The organism is Sedimentibacter sp. (assembly GCF_033447055.1).
Classification (GTDB): domain Bacteria; phylum Bacillota; class Clostridia; order Tissierellales; family Sedimentibacteraceae; genus Sedimentibacter.
In genome coordinates this window covers 1-24103 of sequence record NZ_JAWQJF010000104.1, presented here as the reverse complement: position 1 = coordinate 24103, position 24103 = coordinate 1, and the positions used below count along the sequence as shown (strand labels likewise).

Here is a 24103-nt window from a genome sequence, read left to right as displayed (position 1 = left end):
CATATGTCACCATGAAACCCTGTGCACCAAGAGAAATGTAAAGGCCTGCCATTATACTCATTATAATTCGCTTTGGCACGGTCATTTTAACTTTATTTTGTGCCGTTACAATCAGCGCTTCCGAAGTTTCTTTAGGCGTTAAACAAACACTGCTCAAATTTCAAGACTCCTTTATTAGGTTTTAAATTAAAAGGCTGATTTACAGCCTTTTAATTTATTAGAATAATCCTTTTATTTTTCCGTCAACATTAACATCAATATTTTCTGCTGCTGGAACCTTAGGAAGTCCAGGCATTTTCATTATGTCTCCAGTCAGAGCTACCAGGAATCCTGCCCCTGCAGAAATTGTGATATCTCTTATGGTTATCTTAAATCCTGTAGGTCTTCCCAAAATCTTAGGGTCATCAGTCAATGAATACTGATTTTTTGCCATACATATTGGAAGATTACTAAATCCCATTTTTTCAAAGTTTGCTATTTCCTTGCTGGCTTTTGCTGAGAAATCAACTGATTCTGCTCCATAAATTTTCTTCGCAATAGCTGTTATTTTATCTTTAACAGGCATATCAAGATCATATGCAAACTTCATGATGCTTTCTTTTTCTGAAAGTCTAAGCACTTCACTTGCTAGTTCAATTCCGCCTTTGCTTCCTTTTCCCCACACTTCAGAAAGTGCAACATTTACTCCCAAATTCTTGCATTTGTCTTTTATGAGGTTAAGTTCTGCCTCTGTATCTGTAGGGAATTTGTTTATTGCAACAACTGCAGGAAGATTGAACACCTGAGTTATGTTTTCCACATGTTTTAATAAGTTTGGAAGTCCTTTTTCCAAAGCCTCAAGGTTTTCAGCTCCTAAATATGCCTTTGCTACTCCACCGTTATATTTTAATGCTTTTACTGTTGCTACTATTACAACAGCGCTTGGTCTTAACCCAGTTTTGCGGCATTTTATATCGATGAATTTTTCTGCTCCAAGGTCAGCTCCAAATCCTGCCTCTGTTACTGTATAATCTGCCATCTTGCTAGCCATTCTGGTTGCTATTACTGAATTACATCCATGTGCTATGTTTGCGAAAGGCCCTCCGTGAATGAATGCAGGAGTTCCTTCCAAAGTCTGAACCAAGTTTGGTTTCAATGCATCCTTTAACAAAGCTGCCATAGCTCCTTCAGCCTTAAGCTGTCCTGCTATAACCGGTTCACCGCTTCTATTGTAAGCAACAATTATTTTCGACAAATTTTCCTTCAATTCAATTATGTTGTTTGACAAGCAGAACACAGCCATAACTTCAGAAGCAACAGTTATATCGAACCCGTCTTCTCTCACTACACCTTCTGTTTTTCCTCCAAGACCATCAACAATATGTCTTAACTGTCTGTCATTCATGTCAACAGCTCTCCTCCAAACTACTCGCCTGCTGTCGATGTCAAGTTCATTGCCTTGATGAATGTGATTATCAATCATTGCTGCCAACAAGTTGTTTGCTGCACCTATTGCATGAAAATCTCCTGTAAAATGAAGATTTATGTCTTCCATTGGTATTACCTGAGCATATCCTCCCCCTGCAGCTCCACCTTTAACCCCGAAAACAGGGCCTAATGAAGGCTCACGGAGCGCGATAATCGTTTTCTTGCCAAGTTTGGACAGTGAATCTCCCAATCCTATGGTAGTTGTTGTTTTTCCTTCTCCTGCTGGTGTGGGATTAATTGCAGTAACAAGAATAAGTTTAGAATTCTCATTATCTTTAAGTTCATTTTGAAGATATCTAAAGTCAACCTTGGCTTTGAATTTACCATAGTTTTCAACATACTGGTCAGGTATTTCCATTTTCACTGCTATTTTATTTATTACTTCAGGCACTGCTTGCTGTGCAATTTCTATATCACTTAAAAATTTTTCAGTCATTAACCCTCCGATTAAATTAATTTTATTTAGCAATAGTTCTGTTATTTGGAAGTTCCCCCTCCATATAACGTATCAAGTTCATATCCTTCAACTTTTGCATTGAAGCTGTATTCATTTGAAGGGAAAGTTCCTTCCAAAGTTTCTTTATGGAATTCATTAAGTCCTTCAACCATTTCTTTTCTTATGTTTTTGAACAGTTTAACAAATTTTGGTTTAAACTCCCCATACATTCCTAACAAGTCTTGTGTAACCAATACCTGACAGTCAACATAAGGGCCAGCTCCTATTCCTAATACAGGAATTTTTACAGCTTCTGTCAATGACTTAGCCACTCCCTTTGGAACACATTCAAGAACTAATGAAAAACATCCTGCTTTTTCCAATGCCTTTGCATCTTCTATTAATTGTGCCGCTGATTCCGGTGTCCCTCCTTGAACTCTGAATCCTCCCAGTGAAGTTGCTGTTTGAGGTGTAAGTCCAATATGTCCCATTACAGGTATACCTGCTTTAACCATTGCAGCAATAGTTTCAGCCATTTCAACCCCGCCCTCTAGTTTAATACAGTCGCATCCCGTTTCTTTTATCAATCTGTTTCCGTTCATTATTGCTTGTTCTTTGCTTACATTGTATGATCCAAAAGGCATGTCACCAATTATGAATGTCTGAGGTGCTCCCTTTACAACCGGTCTGATATGGTGAACCATATCATCCATTGTAACAGGAGTTGTTCCGCTATACCCAAGCATTATCATTCCAAGTGAATCACCTACAAGTATTACTTCACATTCACTTTCATTTACTATAGATGCTATTGTATAATCATAAGCAGTAACATATGAAAACTTTTTCCCTTCCTCCTTGAATTTCTTGAAATCCATGATTGTCATTTTCTTTTTCATCTTAATATCTCCTTATTTAATATTGTATTTTTTAAACGATTTATAATCGTTTTCCTTACTGATTAAAAAAATTTAAAATAATTTATAATTCGATCCTATGTGAAATTTTAAAAAATTTAAACTTCTTTGTGGTATTACCTCTATAAGATAGTATATATAATTATTTTCAATATGTCAACTGTATTTATTAACTCTTTTATCACTTTTTTGTTGATATCACAGTTTATTGATTGATATTTTGTTATCAAATTCTAACGAATCGTGAAAATTTAGTATAATTTGTGGTAATACTTCTTGTTGTTATATTGTTATATTTTATTTAAACACAATTTTATTTTCAATATTTGCTAAACAAAAAGGAACCCCTAAGGTTCCCCATTAACAACCTAATTAGTCTGATACATCTTTTCCTTCAATATAACCATCTTTGTAAGAACATTGTTCACAGGAGCATCTATATTGTGTTTTTCAGCTTCTCTGACAATTGCTCCATTTATGTTATTGATTTCCGTTTTTCTTTTGTTGTTCACATCCGCCAGCATTGAAGAAATATTTTCTTTAGTTACTTTTGCAGTTTCCTTACAGTGTTCCACGGGATTTGGCGTAGCAAGTCTTACGCCTGATGCTTCAGCAACCATTTCAGCTTCTTTAACCGCTTCTTGCATAATCCATTCAGTTTCAGAGTAATCAAGAAGCTGCCCGTTTCTTAAACCTGTCAGTGCAGTAAGCGGATTTATGCCTACATTTACTAACACCTTATCCCAAATAATCCCCATAACATTTGTCGATACTGTTACAGGTTCAAGCTTCGCATCCTTTAACAGCTGTGCTACTTTATTTATTCTCTCTGAAACATTTCCATTCAATTCCCCTATAACCGTGGCGCCATGGCCTGCATGTTTCACTCTGCCTGGTCCAAGCAAATTTGCTCCATGAGATGTTGTACCTGTGATTATCTGTTCTTTTCTTACCACAGTTTCTAATTTTTCCACATTTCCTAACCCATTCTGCAAAGTAAGAACAGTAGTGTTTTCTCCTATAACAGCTCTATTTTGTGCAATCGCCACATCTGTGATAGTAGATTTTACAAAAACTATAGCCAAATCCACAACACCTACTTCCAGAGAATCAGATGTTGCTTTGATGCCCTTTATGTATCTTTCTCCGCTTGTTCCTTCCATCCAAAGACCATTTTGATTAATGTTATCAACATGCTCTTTAAATACATCCAGAAAATATACTTCGTTACCCGCTTCTGCAAGAAATCCCCCATATATGCTTCCCATGGCACCAGCGCCAATAATTGCAATTTTCATGTCTGCCTCCATATTATTTAGAAACTTTTAGTTATATATTTAATTTTAAATTCTATTAATAATTACATCAATCCAGATACCAAAGGAAGCCAAGTAATTATCGCCGGCAAATAAGTCAACAACAACAATACACCTATTTCTGCCAATAAAAATGGGATAATCCTTTTGCTCATATCTCCTATTGATATTTTAGCAATTCCGCTGGCAACAAACAGATTCACTGCCATTGGAGGCGTAATCATTCCTATGGATGTATTAATAACCATTATTATACCAAGTGCAATAGGATTCATTCCAAGTCCAGTAACCAGAGGCAAAAGCATTGGAGTTATAAGAAGTATGATTGACTGAGTTTCCAAGAAACATCCCAGGAACAAAAGTATTAAGTTTACAAGGAAGAATATTACATACTTATTACTAAACGCATTCAATACAGCGCTAGCAATTGCTATAGGAATATTTGCACTTGTCATTAACCATGAAAACGGCGCAGAAAGACATACTACAAACAAAATAGCCGCTGTCGATGCTGCTGATTTTGAAAGTATTTCCGGCAAATCCTTCCATGTCAATTCTTTATATATAAACATAGCAACTAAGAAAGAATATACAACAGCCACTGCTGAAGCTTCTGTAGGAGTAAAAATACCTCCATATATTCCTCCTAAAATTAAAATCGGCATAAACAAAGCCCATATAGCATCCAAGAATGCCTTACTTAATTTTATAAATGTGAACTTCTCAGTTTGTTTAATTTCGAAACCTTTGCAAGTAATTATTGATACAATCATTATTGCTGTTGCCAGCATTAATCCAGGTATAAATCCAGCCATAAACATTGTGCCTATTGATACATTGGCTATGATAGCATATGTCACAATAGATATACTTGGAGGTATAACTACTCCTAAAGTACCTGAGGATGCTGCTATGGCAGCTGCCCTGTCCTTTGGGTAACCTGCTTTTTCCATATTTGGTATCATAATTCCACCTATAGCAGCCACAGTTGCAGCATTAGAACCAGATATGGCTCCAAAAAATGCAGATGCAATAGTCGTTATTATTGCAAGACTTGAAGGAAGTTTACCAAGCAAAACTCTGGCAAATTCTATAAGTCTTTTAGAAATTCCACCTCTTTCCATAAGATCCCCAGAAAGAATAAAAAATGGTACCGCCATTAAAGGAAAGCTGTCAAGGGAAGTAAAAAGTATTTGAGCAATAACAACCATGTTTGTGTTCATTGTTCCTGTCGTAAGAGCCGTTATGGCAGCTATACCTAAGGATATAGAAATAGGAACATTCAACACAAGCATAAATGCCAAAGTTCCAAATAAAGTCATTGCCATTTACTCCACCCCCCGTACTTTTTCTTTACTTAATTTTCTTATACAATACTGCAGAGTACGCACAAACATAAGAGTTAACCCAACAGGCACAGCAGAATAAATTACCCATGTAGGAATTTGCATAGCAGGAGTAACCTGGCCCATTTTATACAATTTAGAAACAAGTCCGCCGGATATGTAAGTCATTAATCCGCAAAATCCTAAAATTACCAATGTTCTTAATATAAATGTAGCAACATTTGTTGATTTTGGAAGGGCATTTACAAAATTGTCAACAGTGAAATGCGTATTGTTTTTAGCGCCAACACCAATGCCAAGAAAAACAATCCAAATCATCATATATCTTGCAGCTTCTTCAGACCAAGGAATTATCATTATTTTTGTAAACCTAAAAAAAGTTGCCATAAATATAATAATAACCATTATAGGCAGCAACACGGTAATAGCATTTTCCTCAAAGTTATCTAAAAATTTCAATACTTTTCTCATTTTTCCTCCGTCAATCATATATATTCATATTAAGGGATGGAGCACAAAAGCGCTCCATCCTTTATATTAATTGCCTTTCAGAGCATTAACATAGTCTTGATTAATCTCTGAAGCATATTGATCATATATAGGCTGACAAGCTTCTTGCCATAGAGATTTATCAACTTCCGTCACTGTAACACCATATGATTTTATAGCGTCTACGAGCTCGTTATCCATTTTTATGCAGAAATTTCTTTCCCAAGTTCTAGCTTCTTGCTCTGCTTTTATTATTGCATTCTGAACATCATTAGGATAGCTGTTAAAAGCATCTAGGCTGACCATCATTACTGCAGGCGAATAAACATGTCCTGTCAAAGAAAGATATTTCTGTGCTTCATATAATTTGTTAGAGTTGAATATAACCAATGGATTTTCCTGTCCATCTATAGTTCCCTGTTGTAAAGCCGTGAAAACTTCAGACCACGCCATCGGTGTAGGTATAGCTTTCATTTGTTGGAATGTAGCTATGTGAATCGGATTCTCCATCGTTCTTATTTTCATACCAGCTACATCTGCAGGTGTAACGATTTCTTTGCTGTTGTTAGATATATTTCTAAAGCCGTTTTCCCAGAAGCCCAAAGCTTTAATCCCTAAAGGTTCAAGAGTTCCTAATATTTTTTGCCCTATTTCTCCATCCATCACCTCGTATGCCTTTTCTCTGTCTGTAATCAAAAATGGCAAGTCAAATACCTGGAAATCTTTTGAGAAGTTTGGAAGAGGTCCTGTTGAACTTACTACCATTTCCAACGTTCCTAAACTCAAACCTTCAATCATATCTCTTTCATTTCCCAACTGACCGCTCGGGAATATCTGCACGTCTACCTTACCATTTGTATATTCTTCAACCTTCTTTTCAAACTCCTGTGCTCCTTGTGTATAGTGACTGTCTATCTCAGTTGCAGTCCCAACCCTTATTACTATTTTTTCGTCAGTTGTTTTTACTGCAGCATTTGAATCAGCTGCATTTGTTTCAGTCTTTTGCTCTCCGCTACATGCTGTCACCGACAATAATAAAGCTAACACCAATAACATAGATAATAATTTTTTCATTCAAAAATCCTCCTAATATATTTTTTTTATTAAAATGGCATCATTATATAATAGATTTCTATTTTTATTTGCCAAACTTCACATCCTTAACTTTTGCTCTGAAACAGCCCTTCCTCTTTAATTTATTGAAATCCGCAATCATTTTTTTTCTTTTTGTTTTCTCCAAATTATTATATTTCTATTTAAATTACCTTTAAAAATAATAATCGTTTTCCTGATCGACAGAACAAAATGCTTTCATCGGCATATTTTTATATTGTTGAGATTTCTTAATTTTAATAACTTCGTGAGGTATTACCTCTGTGTTCTATTATATATGGCATCCAGCAATTTGTCAATCTGTTATACAAAAATATTTTTTAGTTTTTAGCTAATTTCCAACGATTAAATGACATTTAATTATCAAAGTTATGAAATTTTTATAACGCTATCAATTTTGTGGTATTACTTCTAGCACGAATCCTAAATTTTTTACGATATGCGCTCGGTAAATTATGTTAACAAATTAACATTTGCTTATTCTCGACACTAAATATAGATATTTGCTATTTAAAATAGTTACATAAATTAAACAATTAAAACAAAGCTTAAAATAAAAAAATTGCTGAGCATTTATTGTTCAACAATATAAACTTAAACTTTTATCAAATTAAATCTTTTAGTCCCTGCAGCATGTGGTAACGCATAGCAAGTTTTGCACCTTCACTGTCTCTCATTATGATAAACCTCAAAATTTTATCATGATTTTCAAATGCATTGATTTTTATATCATGAGCAAGATATTCATAATTGTTAGATATGATTCCAAAATACATCCATTCATGCAGTGAAGGAAGAATTTTAATCATAATATCGTTATGGGTTGCATATGCCAAGGCTTTATGAAACTTTTGGTCAGCTAAAACGAATGCCTTATTATCTTCAATTATCAATTGTTTTACTTCTTCTGCAAAACTTCTTATTTCTTCTATTTCTTCGTCAGTAGCATTTTCAACCACCATTTTCATTGCTTCCCCTTCAAGAATCATACGAACATTGTACCAATCTGACAATAGTTTTTTTTGATTTTCAATTTGATTAAATCCAAAAGGATCAGGTAAAACTCCGGGATTGTCGCTTACAAATGTGCCCACACCCCTTCTAATAGTTAGAACACCGCTTGCCTCAAGAAATTTAATAGCTTCTCTGACACAAGGACGACTTACTCCCATTTGTTCAGCCAAAGCTCTCTCATTTGGTAGTTTTTCATTAGGTTTGTATCTTTTTTCAATTAAAATCATATTTTTAAGATTTTCCGCCACATTTTCTGAAAGAGAATGTTCTTTAGACTGCATATTTTACCCCTTTAAATGATATAGATTTATTATATCAATTTATAAAAGTTGTGTCAAATAATTTGAAATGTTATCAGCTCTGAATAGCGAATTTATTTAAACTTCTATTTTAACTACAAATATTATTGTTAATTTTTACCAATTAGTTTTCCCTATAATTTGCCGTAAACACTAATTTAATTATTCATCTGTTTCTTCCAGCTGCAACTATTATATTTTTATCAAAAGTTAAAAAATTAATTTTTGTTACATATAATTATAAAAACATTATTTTTAGGAAGGCGGTTATAAAATGTCTAAATCTTTTTCTGATAACAATTTCCAATATAAAACCATGACTTTAACAGGACAAGGACAAGTTTCTGCAGTTCCAAACACAGTTATTATCCGCTTAGGTGTTCAAACAACAGGAGATAATTTAGTAGAAATTCAATCTGAAAATGCGCAGAAAATTCAAGCGATAATACAGGCTCTGCAACGCATGGGAATAACTGATGTTAAGACATTTCAATATTCAATTGACAAAATATATGATTATGAAAACGGAAGACAAGTAGACAGAGGTTATTCTGTTCGTGACATACTTGAAATTAAAACAAACAACATAAACATGGCAGGAAATATTATTGATACTGCCGTTAATATGGGTGCTAATGTTGTCGATCTCATTTCCTTTGATGTATCCAACAAAGACTTATATTATAAGCAAGCACTAAATTTTGCCGTACAAAACGCAATTCAAAAATCAAAATCAATTTCAATGAATTTGGGAATAAAAACAAATCCTATACCAGTGCACATTACAGAAAACAGCTCTTTGCCAATTCAGCCATATCAGGCATTTCAAAGGGAAGTTGCTGCAACTCCAATATTGCCTGGTAATTTACAAATTGAAGCACGAGTAACAGTAGAATTTATATATTAAAAACTATTTGTACATAGTATAAAAAAAGTTTCTACAAAACTATCGTTAAGTGACTCAATATAAAAAAGGCTGTCTATTAAAATAGGGAACGACTCTCGTCGTTCCGCCTTTTAGAGACAGCCTTTAATTTAGTTATTCAATATCAATTTTCAAAGAATTATTTGGTTTAGATTCTTTTGGTACAGTTACAATAAGCACTCCATTTTCAAGATTTGCTTTTACACCATCTTGTTTTGCATCAGCCAAGTACACGCTGCGGCTCATTGAACTGTAACGTCTTTCCTTATGAATGTAATTTTTCTTTTCTTCATTAATATGTTCTTCTCTCTTGACAGATATATTAAGTCTGCCTTCATTCAATTCAAGATTAACTTCATCCTTATTAACACCAGGAAGCTCTGCTTCAATTAAGTATTGTTTATCATTTTCTTGTACATCAACTTTGAAGGTATCTCCTACAAGACTTCTTCTAGATGGCCAATTATCACTAAAAAAGTCATCAAGCATGTTGTAAAAGTCCCCAAAATCACTATTAACTAAACTTTTGTTCTTTCTGTTGAAAGGTACTAATCCCGACATGATTAACATCTCCTTTATATTTGTTGTTAGCACTCCGTTCTTCTGAGTGCTAATTTATATTCTTGATATAACACATTTTTATATTTTTGTCAACTATTTTTTTAGAAAATATTTTAATTTTTTCGCCTCGTCTTTAATTTTCTGCGCTTATTATATCTATTATCATCTCAGGTCTTATTTCACATATGTTTGCTTGTATTCTAAATATATCCCATACATCCGTATCAAATACTCTAATCCAGCTGTCCATAACTTTTTTTCTTTCTTCCGGATAAAAGTGCGATGTCTTTTCATCTTCTAAGCTTCTGATATCTCGCCTTGTCCAAAGAGTTACTTTATTTGTAGAATCCTCAGCCATAAATTTCCCTCCCCTTATTCGTTTATTCATATTGCACCTCATAATAAATTTCTATTGACTTGCTTACTTAATTTATTATTTCATATCTTTCTTTAATTAATAAATCTATGGCTTTATCTAAATCGTTGTTTTTAACAAGAATATATTAATTTTAGTTAAATCATTTAAATCAATAGCTTTACAAAAAAGGTATGCTATTTCAGCCCTTGTAGCATTAGCATATAAATTGCTGAATTCACTAGGTTCCAATAATTCATTGTCAACTGCATAATCCACATATTTTGAAAACCATTCTGATGAATCATTATCTTCAATTATTCCGGTGCCACCATTATATATGCTGTGAACTCTTGATACCAAAGTAATTGCTTCTGCCAATGTTATATTTCCATATGGATCAAATATGTTTTCAGATTTGCCTTTAAAAAGACCTGTTTCATAGGAGTTTATTACGTCATTTGCAAACCTATCCGTTCCTTTTATATCTTCAAAATTATTCGTATATTTTTGTAACTTTTCGAAATTAGCCAGTTCCCCTGCAAATGCATTTGTTATGGAAATGGTTAAAATTAATATTGCAAATAAAGCTGTTTTAATAATTTTGCTTGTCCTTTTCATATCCTAATCCTTTCACAGGTAAATAAATTTGTTGTTAAAACGTGCAGCACTTTTCTTAAGCGTCCATGTTGTTTGAAGAATGTTATAGAATTATTTATCAATAATATTGTCTATGTTTTTTAATACTATGGAAATTGTTCCGTTTGGATTTGTAATAAATTCAACTTTATTTTTATCGCTTATTAATTCATATGGTATATTTATTTCAATTCCTTCATCTGTAACGATTTTTTGCTTTGTTTTTATTTTGTTTGCATAATTAAAATTTACTTTTACTTCCGGCTCTTTTAAGCCTTTCATTTTAATTTCTTCATCATATACTTTTTTTATTTCATGATCTTCAAATACTTGTTCTGAAATTTCTGCAACATTGATGTTTAAAGAGTCTTCCACATTTTCTCTTATGATATTTTTTACCTTTGTTTTCATTAACATATCATCATCGTAATATTCCTTGATTATTTTATCTGTTGTATCAGTAATTATTTTAACTTTTTCTTTGTCTGGTTTTTCTTCTTTGCATTCAAGCAAATATTTTGAAATGTAATAGCTTGGTTCATTGTAAACCTGGCATTTCTTCTCTTTGACAAATACTTCTAATGTATTAATGTCAACAAATATACACTCATCTATTTTTTGAGTTGCTGACGGCAAGGCACATGGCTGTTCAATAATAATGTTTTTCGTTCCTTCTTCTTGTTTTGTAAAATGAATGTAGCCTTTTTTATAGTTTAATTTCAAAATTACCATATAGTCTTTGTTAAATACATTAGCTTGAACAAATAAAAGGTCACATGGTTTTATATCCGGATTTTCAGATATTGTTTTGTAGAAAAATTCCGATACTTCATTGGTGAATTTTTTGAACTCGCTATTATCACGATATTCATTAATAAGTTTTAAAAAGAATCCATCTTCATTTATAAATTTAGTTTTCTTTAAATCAGAATCATTAAAACATTTTAAAATATGTTTTTCTGTATATTCTCTCATTTCTTCGTTAAAAGACATTAGATTTTCTGAAAGCACAGGCACTCCTAAACTTGGGTCAAGTATGTGAAGTATTGCTCTTGATATTGATACGCTCATTTTTTCCTCTTTCATAATATGTAAAATTATAATCATCATAATTATATATCATGTCATGTTATTTTACCACATTAAAAAACATCCAAAATATTGTTAACCGTATTTCATTTTAAGGTTGACAATATCCCTGTTGTTTATTATAATAATTGAAAATGAGGTGAACAATATGTCCTTAAAAAATAATGTGTTACATATTTTAGAACTTAATAAAGGTGCTAATATCTCTGGCCAGGAATTAGCAGACATGCTGTGTGTCTCAAGAACAGCTGTTTGGAAAGCCATCAATTCACTTAAGCAAGAAGGCTATTTAATCGATGCAACGTCTAACAAGGGCTATTCTTTGTCATTTTCTTCTGATGTCATGTCCTCAGAAGGTATTAATTTGTATTTAAATGATGAGTATAAGAATATTCCAATAACTGTTTATAAATCATTAGCTTCAACAAATACAGAAGCAAAAATAAACGCAATGAACAATGCTGTGCACGGTACTGTAATTATTTCTGAAGAACAAACAAAAGGAAGAGGACGTTTTGGAAGAGATTTTTTCTCTCCTTCTGAATCAGGCATTTATATGAGCATAATTTTAAAACCAAATTTGAACATAGCTGATTCAGTTTTAATAACAACAGCTACAGCTGTTGCTGTTTGTAATGCCATTGATAATTTTACAGATGAAAAACCTCAAATTAAGTGGGTTAATGATATTTATATTGAAAATAAAAAAGTATGCGGCATACTCACAGAAGCAGTTACTGATTTTGAAAGCGGTGGGATTGAAAGTGTCATTGTGGGTATAGGAGTAAACGTTAAAACCAAAGAACAAGAATTTCCCGGAGAACTTCAAAACATTGCAGGATCTATTTTCCATTCAGATGAAAACTTCTGCATACGAAACCAACTTGCTGCTGAAATAATAAACAATGTCTTATCAATATGCAAAGAACTTGGAAATAAGAAGTTTTTAGAAATATACAAAGAACGGTCCTTGATACTGGGTGAATATATTTTATACAATAAAAACAATGAATGGCTTGAAGCATTTGCACTGGATATAGACGAGTATGGCGGTTTAATAATTATTAACAAAGAAGGTCAAAAAGAAACTCTGCATTCTGGAGAAGTTTCAATTAAAAAAGTTAAGTAATATTGGTATTGTCTATTTACAATGTATACTTCACAAATCTTGTCATTCTGAGACTAGGTCGAAGAATCTCATCTTTTTAATATTTTGTGAGGTCATTCAATGCGTTCATGATGACATAAATAGTATTAATCAAGATTATGACATAAAATATTTTAACAGGAGAATTTATTATGAAATTAAGCATCAGAGATATAACACACATAGGAATATTTACTGCTTTAACAGCAATCGGAGCTTTCATCAGCTTACCAATAGGCCCTGTTCCTATTACACTGCAATCATTTTTTATTTTGATGTCCGGAATCATTTTAGGTTCAAAGAAAGCTATGCTATCTCAAATTGTATATTTATTGTTGGGATTAGCCGGTTTACCAATTTTTGCAGGTTTTTCAGGAGGAGTTCAAACTATAGTTAAACCAAGCTTTGGATTTTTAATAGGCTATATTATTGCTGCATATTTCGTTGGAAAATTCTTAGAAAACAAATCAAAAACAACAAAAAATTTATCAATCGCAGTTGTGATGGGAACATTAATCATTTATGCTATTGGCCTTCCATACATGTACTATGTATTAAATTTATTGTTATCAAGCAACTTTAATATAATTAAAATTTTAAAAATAGGCATGCTTGTATTTATTCCAGGTGATACTCTAAAAGCGATTATAGCTGTGTTCATTGGCAGGAAGCTTCAAGGTAAGCTAAATAAATAGATAGATATAATTAAAAGACGTTCATAATTCAATTATTCATTTGGATTAAGAACGTCTTTTAATTTTTTTAAATAAGATATAATCCTAGGCATTATTATAATAAACCAAGGTGTAAATTCGTATGGTTTATTTTTCATCCAATCCTGCAACTCTTTAATGTCAATCCATTTTGCATCTGCTGCCTCTTGCTTGTTAATTTCAAATTTTCCGTCAAATTCGCCTACTAACACATGGTCATATTCAAATTCCGTCAACCCATTTTCAAACTTATAATAATATGTAAAGCTGAACAATTCTTCAATTTCAGCTTCAATTCCCATTTCTTCTGACAACCGTCTTTTTGCAGCATCATTTATATTTTCATTCCAGTGAGGATGAGAACAGCAAGTGTTTGTCCACAAGCCACCGCAATGATATTTATCTAAAGCTCTTTGTTGAATCAATATGCTGTTGCCACTGTACAGTATAACAGAAAATGCACGATGCATTATACCATCTTTATGAGCAATTTCTTTTGTAATTTCTCTTATAGTATTGTCAAGAAAATCAACTTCAACAATTTTATCCATATTTTAATTTTTACCTTTCTTATTTCATGATAATTATTATAAACCAATTTTCAAATTTTTATTTTCTCATAAAGATTAAATGTGTCTTCTGCTATTATTTTTTCCTCGTTTGCCTTTACAACAATTATTTTTACTTTGGAAGAATCTTTGCTGATAATTCCAGCTTCCTTTAAATTCTTGTTTTTATTTGTATCAATTTCTACACCCATATATTCTAAACCACTGCATACTTTTTCTCTTATGTAATGTGCATTTTGACCCACGCCACCTGAAAACACAAGGATATCCATGCCTTCCATTATTGCGCTGTAAGCACCCACATATTTTTTAAATCTGTGACATACGGCATCAATAGTCAGCTGTGCTCTTTCATTGCCTTTTCCCGCTTCATCATATATCTCTCTCATGTCGTTGCTTATTCCGGATAAGCCCTTCCAACCACTTTTTTTATTTATTAATTCATCTGCCTTCTCTATGGACAGGCCTTCTTTTTTCATTAAATATAAAATTGCTGCAGCATCTATGTCCCCGGCCCTGGTAGACTGAATAAGACCTTCCTGAGGAGTAAATCCTGTGCTTACCTCAATAGATTTACCATACTTTAAAGCGTTGGCAGTTGTTCCGCTTCCAAGCATCATATTTACAATTTTGTAATTCTTGTGTGAATCATTTAAAATTTTATCAACTTCTTCGGCCATGCTTCTAAATGCTATCCCATGGAAACCATATCTTCTAATATGATATTTTTCATAATATTCATATGGAATACCATAAACATATGCTGATTCAGGCAGTGACATATGAAATCCATTGTCAAATACAACAGCCTGCATAACATCAGGCAACAGTTTTTGACATGCGTAAATTCCTGCCAAATGATTTGGATTGTGAAGGGGAGCTAAGTCCTTAATATTTTCTATATAATCAATTACATTTTGATCAATTATTACAGAAACATTTTGCTTGTCTCCTCCCTGCACTACTCTATGACCAATTGCAGCTATATCGCTTTTGCTAATTCCCAAAATATTTTTGTCAAAAAGCGTATCAAGGATTATATTTATTCCTTCTTCATGATTCATTACCGAAAATATCTCTGAATTTTTGTCATTTCCAATATAATATTTAAATTCTGCATCTTCATATCCGATTCTTTCAACACTGCCTTGCACAACAACATTATATTCGGGCATTTCTGCAATTTGAAACTTGATTGATGAACTGCCGCAGTTTAATATTAATATGTTCATTGGTACCTCCATAAATATTTATACAATAAATGCTTTATCTTTAATGAAGATATTACTATATTTTCTTATTATTAGCAAGACAATATGCTTATGGAACTTTATCAGAAACAGACCGTCTAAATAAATACAAAATTATTTAGGAGGCATTATGAGAAGTTTTACTAAAATAAACGCATTGATTTTATCAATGTTAATAACATTTTCAACCGTTCCATCTCTAGCAAGTGAAATAAAGAATGAAACGTCAGAAAATAATGATGTAATTGAAATAACACAGCCGCAACCATTTTATTTATCATTTACCGGAACTGTTAAAGAACTTGATGACAGCAAAGAAGGAGTTTTAAAAGCCTTTGTAGAAAACGAAGATGGCATGCAGGCAAATTTTATATTGTCAGAAAATACATATTATGTAGATAACGTGAAAATTGAAGAAGGTACAGAAATAACCGGATATTACGAATCAGGAAGACCTATGATTTTAATTTATCCGCCTCAATACACAATAGATATTGTTACTCCTGTATTTGATGATGTAAATATTAAAGCTGATAAATTTGATGGTGATTTATTGAGTGCAGATAAAACATTAAAGCTTAATATTTCAGAAGATACTGAAATATTGTGGGAAAACGGCACACAAATATACTGGTTTGCTAAACCAAGCATATCTGATTTAGAAACTGCTCTTTCAAACAGAAAGCTTATAGTTTTTTATGATTTTACAACAAAAAGTATTCCTGCTCAAACTACTCCAAACAAAATAATAGTATTATCACAGCAGGTGGATGATTCGATTATTAACATCATTGTAGACGACAAAATAATTGATTCTCCGGCTGCTTATATAAGCGAAGAAGGAGTTGTAATGGTTCCAATTCGAGGAATAGCAGAAGCATTAGGATATGAAGTTTCTTGGAACAATGAAGAAAAGAGCGTGCAGATTGGAAATGAAATTACAATAAAAATAGGTGAAACCATCTGTTCAGTTTCTGGAAAAGCCCCAATAGAACTTGAAACTGCCCCAATATTAAATACAAACAGCACGTACATACCACTGAGCTTTTTTAAAGAAACAGGAATTGTAAAAGAAGCTAATTTTATTGAAAACAACATTATAATAAATAGCGGATGCGTAATAAACAATTAGTATACTTAAAAAATCATGAAGCAATTCAATGCTTCATGATTTTTTAATCGTTTATTTGCAATCTTTGATGCAGATGAAGGTTTTTATGTTTTCAATGTTTAATAGACCCTTCACTTTGATTAGGAGGACATGAATATAATCAATTGTCTGAAATAAATAGCTATTTAATGAATAGATTGCAAAATTGAATTTTCAGGAAACCAGATTTTCATTTCCCTCTCAGCACTTTCTTTTGAATCGGAAGAATGAACACAATTTTCAGATTTTGACAATGCAAAACGTCGTCTAATGGTTCCTTCTTCAGCATTTGACGGATCAGTTGCTCCATTTATTTTCCTTACTTCTTCTATAACATTTTTGCCATCAATAATCAAAGCACACAATTCTCCCCTTGTAATATAATTTACAAGTTCCCCAAAAAATTGCTTACCTTTATGTTCAAAATAATGTTCTTCTGCGATTTTTAAAGTTGGCTTTATAATTTTTAGAGCCGCTATATGAAAATCATTTTTTTCATATATGGATATTATTTCACCCATTAATTTTCTTTCAATAGCATCTGGTTTAATAAGAGCTAAAGTTTTTTCAATCATAGTAATCCTCCTGCCGTTTTTAACCGCTAATTAAATTGTTTTTATTAATCCAATCTAAAACAGGCTGTTTTAATTGTTCTGATGTAATAACACTTTTCATCTGAGTTTGAATATAAAAAGTATCAATTACATTTCCGCCTTTTTTCTCAACTCGGCTTACTATTGATTTAAACACTGCGCCAGGCTCCTTGTCATCTGCTTGTGTCAAGAAAACATAAACATTTTTATTTTTAAAATCCAAACTGGACAAAATAGCATTAACAGGTGTAGAACTGTGTCCAGCCCACACTTGGCCGCCTATAAACATGTTGTCATACTCACTTGCAGAAAAGTCCGATTTTTTTATTTTGCCATTAAGTCCAATTAAAGAACCAATTGCCGCCCATGCAAACCCAGCTGATTTTGGCTCACTAACCAATTCAATTTTTCTTAAGTCACCGTCAATTAATTTTGAAATTTCCTTTGCAACTGCTTCTGTATTGCCTGTGAGAGAATAAAACACAATTAAATTCTTCATTGTCGTCCTCCTGTTAAATAATTAATTATTATATGAATGTACGCTCATTCAATTCATTACAAAATCTACAGAACTTTTATTCTACAATTCTTCTTTCGATTTTAAACCCTATAGCTTTTTCTATTTCAGTCAATGTGCTCATATCTTTTTGTGCAACAAATAAGCATGTGTAACCTGTCTCCCCTGCTCTTCCTGTTCTGCCTATGCGATGAATATATGACTCTGCATTTTCAGGTATATCATAATTATATATGTGACCTACTCCGCTTATATCAAGACCTCTTGCAGCAACATCCGTTGCAATGAGGTACTGAATATCCCCTTTTCTGAAAGATTTCATTATTCTTTCACGTTTGTTTTGAAGTATGTCGCTATGAAGCTTTTCGCAGTTATATCCTCTTGCGTGCATAGCTTCTTCTAATGTGTCAACTCTCACTTTAGTTCTGCAAAATATTATAGCCATAAATGGTCTGTCTTTATCCAATACTTTGCACAGTGCATCCTGTTTATTTCTGTCTGTAGTTTCAACAACATGTTGTTTAATGGTATCAAGAGTTACACTTTCTTTATGCACTGCAATTGATACAGGATTTTTCATATATTTATATGCAAGTTTTTTAACTTCTGAATCAATTGTTGCAGAAAAACACAATGTCTGTCTTGTATTTGGTGTTTCCTTTATTACATCTTCAACTTCACTTTTAAATCCCATTAAAAGCATTTGATCTGCTTCATCTATAACCATTGTTTTTAATTTGCTTAAATCTACAGTTCCTCTTCTGATGTGATCCAAAAGTCTGCCCGGTGTGGCAATAATCATATGAATTCCACCGCTCAACTTTCTTATTTGAGAGTCAATGTCTTTTCCGCCATATGCAGCTAAAATGTTTATTTCTTTCACTTTATTTAATTTCACAGCTTCATCAGTTATTTGAATTGCCAGCTCGCGAGTTGGTGTAATTATTAAAGTCTGCACGCTATCTGATTGTGGAGATATGTTTTCAAATATAGGCAGTAAAAATGCCAGAGTTTTGCCTGTGCCGGTTTGTGCCTCTGCAATTACATCTTTTCCTTGTTTAATTATTTCAATACACTCTTCCTGAATAGGCGTTGGAGTTGTAATTCCTGAAGCTTTTAATATATTTATTATATTTTCATTTATTCCTAGATTTTTAAAGTCCATTATTTCATTACCTTTCAATTTTCTTCTATAATTTTGTATTATTATACCACAGCTGAGTATTTTTTACTAATATATTTGGAAAATTATGAATGTTAAATTAAATTTATACTATTAAACTTTAGTGGACAAAAAAAGGACCAACCTTCACTGAATGGTCCGTCCTCAAAGTTCTGAATTATTGTTGTTTATTTTCTGATATTACTTGTAATGCTCCACTTAATTCTGGTATTTCATTAACATCTATATCTTTTATTTTACAATAATGTTCTAATAATTCTGTTGATAATGCTTCGTCAGAAGTGCCTTTTTTTATTTCACTTATTTTCTTAAGCACTTGTGCTGCTTGAATATCATCAAAATATCTATATAATCCATTACTGTTAGATATTTTTTCAGGATTATTTGCATTGAAATAATAATCCCAGAACTTAAGTTTTTTAGATTCCTCAACAGACAACTCTATTCTATATTTATCACTAGCTTCAAGAACTCCTTCTTTTTCATATTTAATCTCATAATTTTCCTGCAATAGGTAGACGGCAAAAATCAACCTACCTTTTTCCTTTTCTTTCGGCAGTATTGTTGTGAGCAATACTAAGCTTCCTGGATTAACATTTCTAAGTTTCTTTGATTTTTCTTTATTTTTACCGTTGCTATTTGCAACAGTAAATGTACGCCATTCTTTTAACATTTTACTTTCATAACAAATGTACTTATTTTCATTAATTTCCAAATCAAGTTCTTCTCTTGATATATTGCCTTGCAAGTACTGATAACAATTAGATTCAGGGTCACTGCACCATTTGTTCTTTGCACTATTAATATTATAATCTATAGTTTCATCACTACATACAGCTTTATATCCAATACTGCCATTATTGCTCCCCCCATCACAATAATTGCATTTAAAAGCAATATTTGAATCAATTTTTTTAATAACAATTTTCTTCTCTTTATATTTCATATTTTTCAACATCTCTAATTCTAAAGCTTCTTTTCTTAATTCTTCTTCTTTTAAACGTTTTTCTGCTCTCTTTTTCCTGTAATCAATTAATTTATCTTCAACTTGTTTTGCCAATACCTTATTATTAAGTTCTAAATATGAATCTAAAGCATCTGGATATACAAAATCTTTTTCCTCTTCAATATCATCAAATTTTATTTTAACGCAATTATTATTCAATTCAGTTATTTTACCTATACCAAAAATCTTGTGTTTAATTATTTCGCCAATAAATTCCAAACTCATACCTCCTCATATAATTATATAAACTTAGTCATATATTTACTGTTATATAAAAGTTAACATAATTTATTTATTAGCTAATTATACATCATTTTTCACAATTAGTCAAATTAGTTGAAATAATACAGAAAAGACTGTTATTGCTTATGATTTAAATAGTATTCTTACTTTTTTCACTGTTACGACATATATATAATTATTGTTCGCAAATAAAAATTTTGCTATAATAAATGTTTTTTACTAAGCAAAGAGAACTTTCCAATATTATAAAAAAACCTCTCGAATTTTACTTGAGAGGTTTATATGCTATAGTTGTATTGAATTAATAAAATTAATCTGCTTTTTTCTTTTTTTTGATTAACTCAGGTTGAGTCATTACCGGTCTTTCATATGGTATTGATGGAACGTATGTTGTAGTTTCTGCATTTTTTTTCTTTTTTTTCTTTTCCTCTTTTTTAATGCTTTTATCGCCCATAATTTATCTCTCCTTTATTGTTAAAATTTATAATTTTTTATTATATATTTTATTTCCTAAATTCTTTCAATAATACTTATGATACGATACTTTTAAATAATTTTCAATATAAATATAGAATAATTTCACGCTATTTTACTAACAATCGTTAATCTGTTTTTCTAGAACCATGTCAATAAATATTTTAGCAATATTAGTATCAAATTGTGTACCTGAATATCTTTTAATTTCTGCAATGGCTTCCCCTTTTTACATAACGTTTACACCTGCAAGTATACGTTTTCTCCCCAATTACCTCTTTATTCATACTTTACCTCACCTTTATGCAACTATTGTTTAATTATTATATTATATAATTCCATTTATTTCAATATGTGAGATATTATTCTTTTCAATATTAAGGACAGTCCCTAATTCTAACTAACATTTAACTTTATTTTTGAAAGCATACATCCTTTCATCCGCTATTTCAATCAATTCTTCAAGGTCCATTCCTTCTTCTGGGAAACTGGCTATTCCATAACTAAATGAACATATTACCTTTTCACCAGCTACTGACAAAGGTTCATTCTCAAGTTGTTTTAGAAGGTTCTGAAACTTCTCTTTAAAATATTCCTTATTTGAACCAAATAGGATTGCTACAAATTCATCGCCCCCTATTCGAGCAAGAATATCGCTTTCCCTAGTACTGTTTCTTATCACTTGCGCAATTTTTTTTATAATTTTATCCCCAATCAAATGACCCATTGAATCATTAATTTTTTTTTACCCATCAATGTCAAACATTACAAGCTGAAAAATTTCGTTATATTTTACCGCTTTCTCCTTAATCTTTAAAAAGCTTTCTTCAAAATAACTGCGATTGTACAAATGTGTCAACCAATCATATTTCGCTGATAAAGACTTTTCTTTATATAAGAGATGATTAGAAACCGCAATTTCTACATTACTTCTTATGAACTCCATGGACTTCACATCTTCTTCATCAAAGGCATTTCTCTCAACAGAATCAACATTAATTGTACCAAATAAACTGCCCTTGAAGTAAATTGGAACTGTAATAGTAGATTCAATAAACCTTTTGTCCCCCAAAGTAGTCTTAATCCGAATATATTTACTATACTTTAGTATATTTCCAATGTTTGCAATCCTATCCATTTTTCCATCTGTAGCTATATAGATAAATGAATCTTCATATGGCAATTTAAAATTCTTAATATCATCTACAAAACCCACAGAAGATGCTACAGTGAAATAATCACCTTCTTTTATTAGAATTGTTCCTATTGTCGACTTCTCTAAAGCTATTAATGAATTTTTTAAAATCAATTGAAATATTTGATTAATATCTTCGATTTTTAAAATCGATTGTGTAACTTCAAGCATTAAGGCTCTTAGTCTAGATATTCTATATAAATTCAATTGATTCAATTTTTTATCTGTAATATCATACAAATGTGCGAGAAAAGATTTTTGTCCTTTATATATAACTACTTTACCTATATATTCCACCCATATTATATCTTTATTATTTTTATTTATTAATACTTCCTGTTTAATAGTATCTGTTGTGCTTTCAAAAATGTTGTGATTGCATTGTTTAAGATATTCTTTTTCTAAACAACTGATAAATTCCATATCTTCTTTTCTTTGAAATTCCTTTTCTTTATAATTCAACATTAGCTTACAGCTATCATTTAAATATAGAACTTCTTTGTCATTAAAAAGAATCGTAGGCATTGTAATAAACTTTTCAAATTGTTCTAGCGCTTCATCCTCTAATGTTTCAATACCTCTTATACTCCCCATACATTTCCTCCTATGTAAGATTTGTAATTGTTATAAAAAATTATATATTATTAAAATTATAATACAATCTATGTTATTATACATCAATTTAAAGAAATTTAAAACATTTTTGACGTCAAATTTGCTTTTTTGTGATAAAATAGAAAATATAGTAAGAATGCTAACTGAAAATTTTATCTAACAACAATAAAGGAGAATATATTAATGAAAGAAATAGGTGGAGTAGAAAAACAAAAAAAATTGGTGCAAGTTGTTCTTAATGAAAAGGAAGTACCTTTGCTTATAAAAGATATTGAAGGATTGGATTATGAAGATACAAAGTATAAGAGTAAAGAAAAATTCGAATATGATAAAAAAATTATACTTGAAACACCGTGGGATGTAAGTACAGTCCTTCAAAATAAAACCAGCAAAATAAGTGAATTGGTTGATATTAATTTAGAAAAAAACGGAATAAATGATGTCAGTGCTAAAAGAATATTTTCAGCGTTGAGAGCTAAATACAAATCTTCAAACCAACTAGACGATAATGAAAGAGCAGAAAGAATATAAGTAAATTATATTTTTTACAATGCCTAAAGAGATTTTACCAATCGCTGAGTTATTCCTGCTACAACCAACTGACTTCCAACAAAGAAACTGCTAATTATATTAATAAAAGCAGTTTCTTTTGAATTGTTTATCTTAAATAACACTTCCAGGCACTCTTAATGCTTGATGTTTCATAATCGGCACATTATATTTTTCTCCAAGAACTCGAACTAAATCTTTATAACATCCCTTTCCGGCAAATATCTAGGATAATCCAAACATATTGCTATATCGCTTGATGCAAAGTAATACTCATTTTCTTCCACCTTTTGCTCCTAATAATGCAATAGAATTAATGTGTTTAATTTATATTTATATATTGCTTATATTTCTTCAACCGAATCTCCTTTTTTAATAATACCACCTGCTATAACTTTACAAAATACACCTTCATATGGCAAAAGGCTAACTCCAAATTTTCTCGTCACTACACTTGGATGATCTTCTTTTCCTATTTGGGTAACTTCTAAAACAACACTTGCACCTAATTTGATTTTATTTCCAACTGATATTTTTGAAAGATCAATTCCGTCAATTAAAATATTCTCTGCAAAATCACCAGGTCCCATATTAAGATTATTTTCTTTATTTGATTTTTGCACACTCTGATAACTGAGACATGTAATCTGACGCCCCCATTCTCCTGCATGTCCATCATTTTCAATGCCAAAATTCTCTATAACGTTCGCTTGTGTTACTTCCTCTTTTAGTTTCCCTCTTTCACTACTTATTGAAATGGCATGTATAATTCCCTTATTCATATTACGCTCCTGTTTAACTCTGTTTTTTATATTATATTGTCATTTAAATGATTTTACAATATTAAATAATATATATTGCAAAAAAAACAATACAGCATTGTTAGCTTATTTTTTAAATTGTTAAATTTTACAATTAAGTATCATTTGTTTT

At 31.5% G+C, this 24103-nt stretch carries 26 protein-coding genes; 5 read left to right on the top strand and 21 right to left on the bottom strand.

The features are described from left to right. Positions 1-217: 217 nt before the first annotated feature. From SA378_RS06945 to SA378_RS06915, 7 genes are all read right to left on the bottom strand, one after another. A complete protein-coding gene (locus tag SA378_RS06945) occupies positions 218-1903 on the bottom strand; it encodes a formate--tetrahydrofolate ligase (protein WP_318525255.1) in 1686 nt (561 codons plus the stop codon). A gap of 41 nt (positions 1904-1944) precedes the next feature. Further along, entirely contained in the window at positions 1945-2802 is an 858-nt protein-coding gene (gene panB / locus SA378_RS06940) for a 3-methyl-2-oxobutanoate hydroxymethyltransferase (RefSeq protein WP_318525254.1), read from the bottom strand. A gap of 386 nt (positions 2803-3188) precedes the next feature. Continuing rightward, positions 3189-4118: a 2-dehydropantoate 2-reductase gene (locus SA378_RS06935; protein ID WP_318525253.1), complete on the bottom strand. Its 930-nt coding sequence runs from the start codon at positions 4116-4118 to the stop codon at positions 3189-3191. A 62-nt stretch (positions 4119-4180) separates the two neighbouring features. Next, a complete protein-coding gene (locus SA378_RS06930; RefSeq protein ID WP_318525252.1) occupies positions 4181-5464 on the bottom strand; it encodes a TRAP transporter large permease in 1284 nt (427 codons plus the stop codon). Further along, complete coding sequence (locus SA378_RS06925) at positions 5465-5953, bottom strand: TRAP transporter small permease (protein WP_318525251.1); 489 nt, start codon at positions 5951-5953, stop codon at positions 5465-5467. Positions 5954-6019: 66 nt separating this feature from the next. Beyond that, on the bottom strand, positions 6020-7045 hold the full coding sequence (locus SA378_RS06920; RefSeq protein ID WP_318525250.1) for a TRAP transporter substrate-binding protein: 1026 nt from the start codon (positions 7043-7045) through the stop codon (positions 6020-6022). 644 nt (positions 7046-7689) lie between these two features. Beyond that, complete coding sequence (locus SA378_RS06915) at positions 7690-8379, bottom strand: FadR/GntR family transcriptional regulator (protein WP_318525249.1); 690 nt, start codon at positions 8377-8379, stop codon at positions 7690-7692. 292 nt (positions 8380-8671) lie between these two features. Here SA378_RS06915 and SA378_RS06910 point away from each other — a divergent pair, with 292 nt between their 5' ends. Then, positions 8672-9304, top strand: coding sequence for an SIMPL domain-containing protein (locus SA378_RS06910; RefSeq protein ID WP_318525248.1), 633 nt, complete (start codon positions 8672-8674; stop codon positions 9302-9304). A 132-nt stretch (positions 9305-9436) separates the two neighbouring features. Here the strand turns inward: SA378_RS06910 and SA378_RS06905 are convergent, their stop codons facing one another. The 4 genes from SA378_RS06905 to SA378_RS06890 form a co-directional block, all read right to left on the bottom strand. After that, the gene (locus tag SA378_RS06905; protein ID WP_318525247.1) at positions 9437-9883 is read right to left on the bottom strand and encodes an Hsp20/alpha crystallin family protein; all 447 of its coding nucleotides are present in this window, start codon (positions 9881-9883) and stop codon (positions 9437-9439) included. Positions 9884-10016: 133 nt separating this feature from the next. After that, positions 10017-10241, bottom strand: a complete 225-nt coding sequence (locus tag SA378_RS06900; protein ID WP_318525246.1) for a DUF3841 domain-containing protein — start codon at positions 10239-10241, stop codon at positions 10017-10019. 117 nt (positions 10242-10358) lie between these two features. Beyond that, the gene (locus SA378_RS06895; RefSeq protein ID WP_318525245.1) at positions 10359-10859 is read right to left on the bottom strand and encodes an S-layer homology domain-containing protein; all 501 of its coding nucleotides are present in this window, start codon (positions 10857-10859) and stop codon (positions 10359-10361) included. Positions 10860-10949: 90 nt separating this feature from the next. Then, entirely contained in the window at positions 10950-11948 is a 999-nt protein-coding gene (locus SA378_RS06890; RefSeq protein WP_318525244.1) for a nucleoid-associated protein, read from the bottom strand. 166 nt (positions 11949-12114) lie between these two features. On the opposite strand from SA378_RS06890, the gene SA378_RS06885 reads away from it, so the two are divergent. Next, positions 12115-13095 (top strand): biotin--[acetyl-CoA-carboxylase] ligase, encoded by a 981-nt coding sequence (locus tag SA378_RS06885; RefSeq protein WP_318525243.1) that lies wholly within the window; start codon positions 12115-12117, stop codon positions 13093-13095. Between the two features lie 170 nt (positions 13096-13265). Further along, complete coding sequence (locus tag SA378_RS06880) at positions 13266-13808, top strand: biotin transporter BioY (RefSeq protein ID WP_318525242.1); 543 nt, start codon at positions 13266-13268, stop codon at positions 13806-13808. Positions 13809-13840: 32 nt separating this feature from the next. Here SA378_RS06880 and idi read toward each other — a convergent pair whose 3' ends face one another. Then, positions 13841-14377: an isopentenyl-diphosphate Delta-isomerase gene (idi, locus tag SA378_RS06875; protein WP_318525241.1), complete on the bottom strand. Its 537-nt coding sequence runs from the start codon at positions 14375-14377 to the stop codon at positions 13841-13843. A 50-nt stretch (positions 14378-14427) separates the two neighbouring features. Beyond that, the gene (locus SA378_RS06870) at positions 14428-15627 is read right to left on the bottom strand and encodes an acetate/propionate family kinase (RefSeq protein WP_318525240.1); all 1200 of its coding nucleotides are present in this window, start codon (positions 15625-15627) and stop codon (positions 14428-14430) included. A 148-nt stretch (positions 15628-15775) separates the two neighbouring features. On the opposite strand from SA378_RS06870, the gene SA378_RS06865 reads away from it, so the two are divergent. Next, positions 15776-16777 (top strand): copper amine oxidase N-terminal domain-containing protein, encoded by a 1002-nt coding sequence (locus SA378_RS06865; protein WP_318525239.1) that lies wholly within the window; start codon positions 15776-15778, stop codon positions 16775-16777. 164 nt (positions 16778-16941) lie between these two features. Here SA378_RS06865 and ndk read toward each other — a convergent pair whose 3' ends face one another. From ndk to SA378_RS06830, 7 genes are all read right to left on the bottom strand, one after another. Continuing rightward, entirely contained in the window at positions 16942-17370 is a 429-nt protein-coding gene (gene ndk, locus SA378_RS06860) for a nucleoside-diphosphate kinase (protein ID WP_318525238.1), read from the bottom strand. A gap of 19 nt (positions 17371-17389) precedes the next feature. Next, positions 17390-17887 carry a flavodoxin family protein gene (locus SA378_RS06855; RefSeq protein WP_318525237.1) on the bottom strand — a complete coding sequence of 166 codons (498 nt, stop codon included), beginning with the start codon at positions 17885-17887 and terminating at the stop codon, positions 17390-17392. A gap of 76 nt (positions 17888-17963) precedes the next feature. Further along, a complete protein-coding gene (locus SA378_RS06850; protein ID WP_318525257.1) occupies positions 17964-19070 on the bottom strand; it encodes a DEAD/DEAH box helicase in 1107 nt (368 codons plus the stop codon). Between the two features lie 175 nt (positions 19071-19245). After that, positions 19246-20313 (bottom strand): hypothetical protein, encoded by a 1068-nt coding sequence (locus SA378_RS06845; protein ID WP_318525236.1) that lies wholly within the window; start codon positions 20311-20313, stop codon positions 19246-19248. Positions 20314-20647: 334 nt separating this feature from the next. Further along, complete coding sequence (locus tag SA378_RS06840) at positions 20648-20791, bottom strand: hypothetical protein (protein WP_318525235.1); 144 nt, start codon at positions 20789-20791, stop codon at positions 20648-20650. A gap of 420 nt (positions 20792-21211) precedes the next feature. After that, positions 21212-21550: a GGDEF domain-containing protein gene (locus tag SA378_RS06835; RefSeq protein ID WP_318525256.1), complete on the bottom strand. Its 339-nt coding sequence runs from the start codon at positions 21548-21550 to the stop codon at positions 21212-21214. 6 nt (positions 21551-21556) lie between these two features. Continuing rightward, entirely contained in the window at positions 21557-22600 is a 1044-nt protein-coding gene (locus SA378_RS06830; RefSeq protein WP_318525234.1) for a PAS domain S-box protein, read from the bottom strand. Positions 22601-22804: 204 nt separating this feature from the next. On the opposite strand from SA378_RS06830, the gene SA378_RS06825 reads away from it, so the two are divergent. Next, positions 22805-23152 carry a hypothetical protein gene (locus SA378_RS06825; protein ID WP_318525233.1) on the top strand — a complete coding sequence of 116 codons (348 nt, stop codon included), beginning with the start codon at positions 22805-22807 and terminating at the stop codon, positions 23150-23152. A gap of 362 nt (positions 23153-23514) precedes the next feature. Here the strand turns inward: SA378_RS06825 and SA378_RS06820 are convergent, their stop codons facing one another. Next, positions 23515-23952, bottom strand: a complete 438-nt coding sequence (locus tag SA378_RS06820) for an MOSC domain-containing protein (protein WP_318525232.1) — start codon at positions 23950-23952, stop codon at positions 23515-23517. Between the last annotated feature and the right edge of the window lie 151 nt (positions 23953-24103).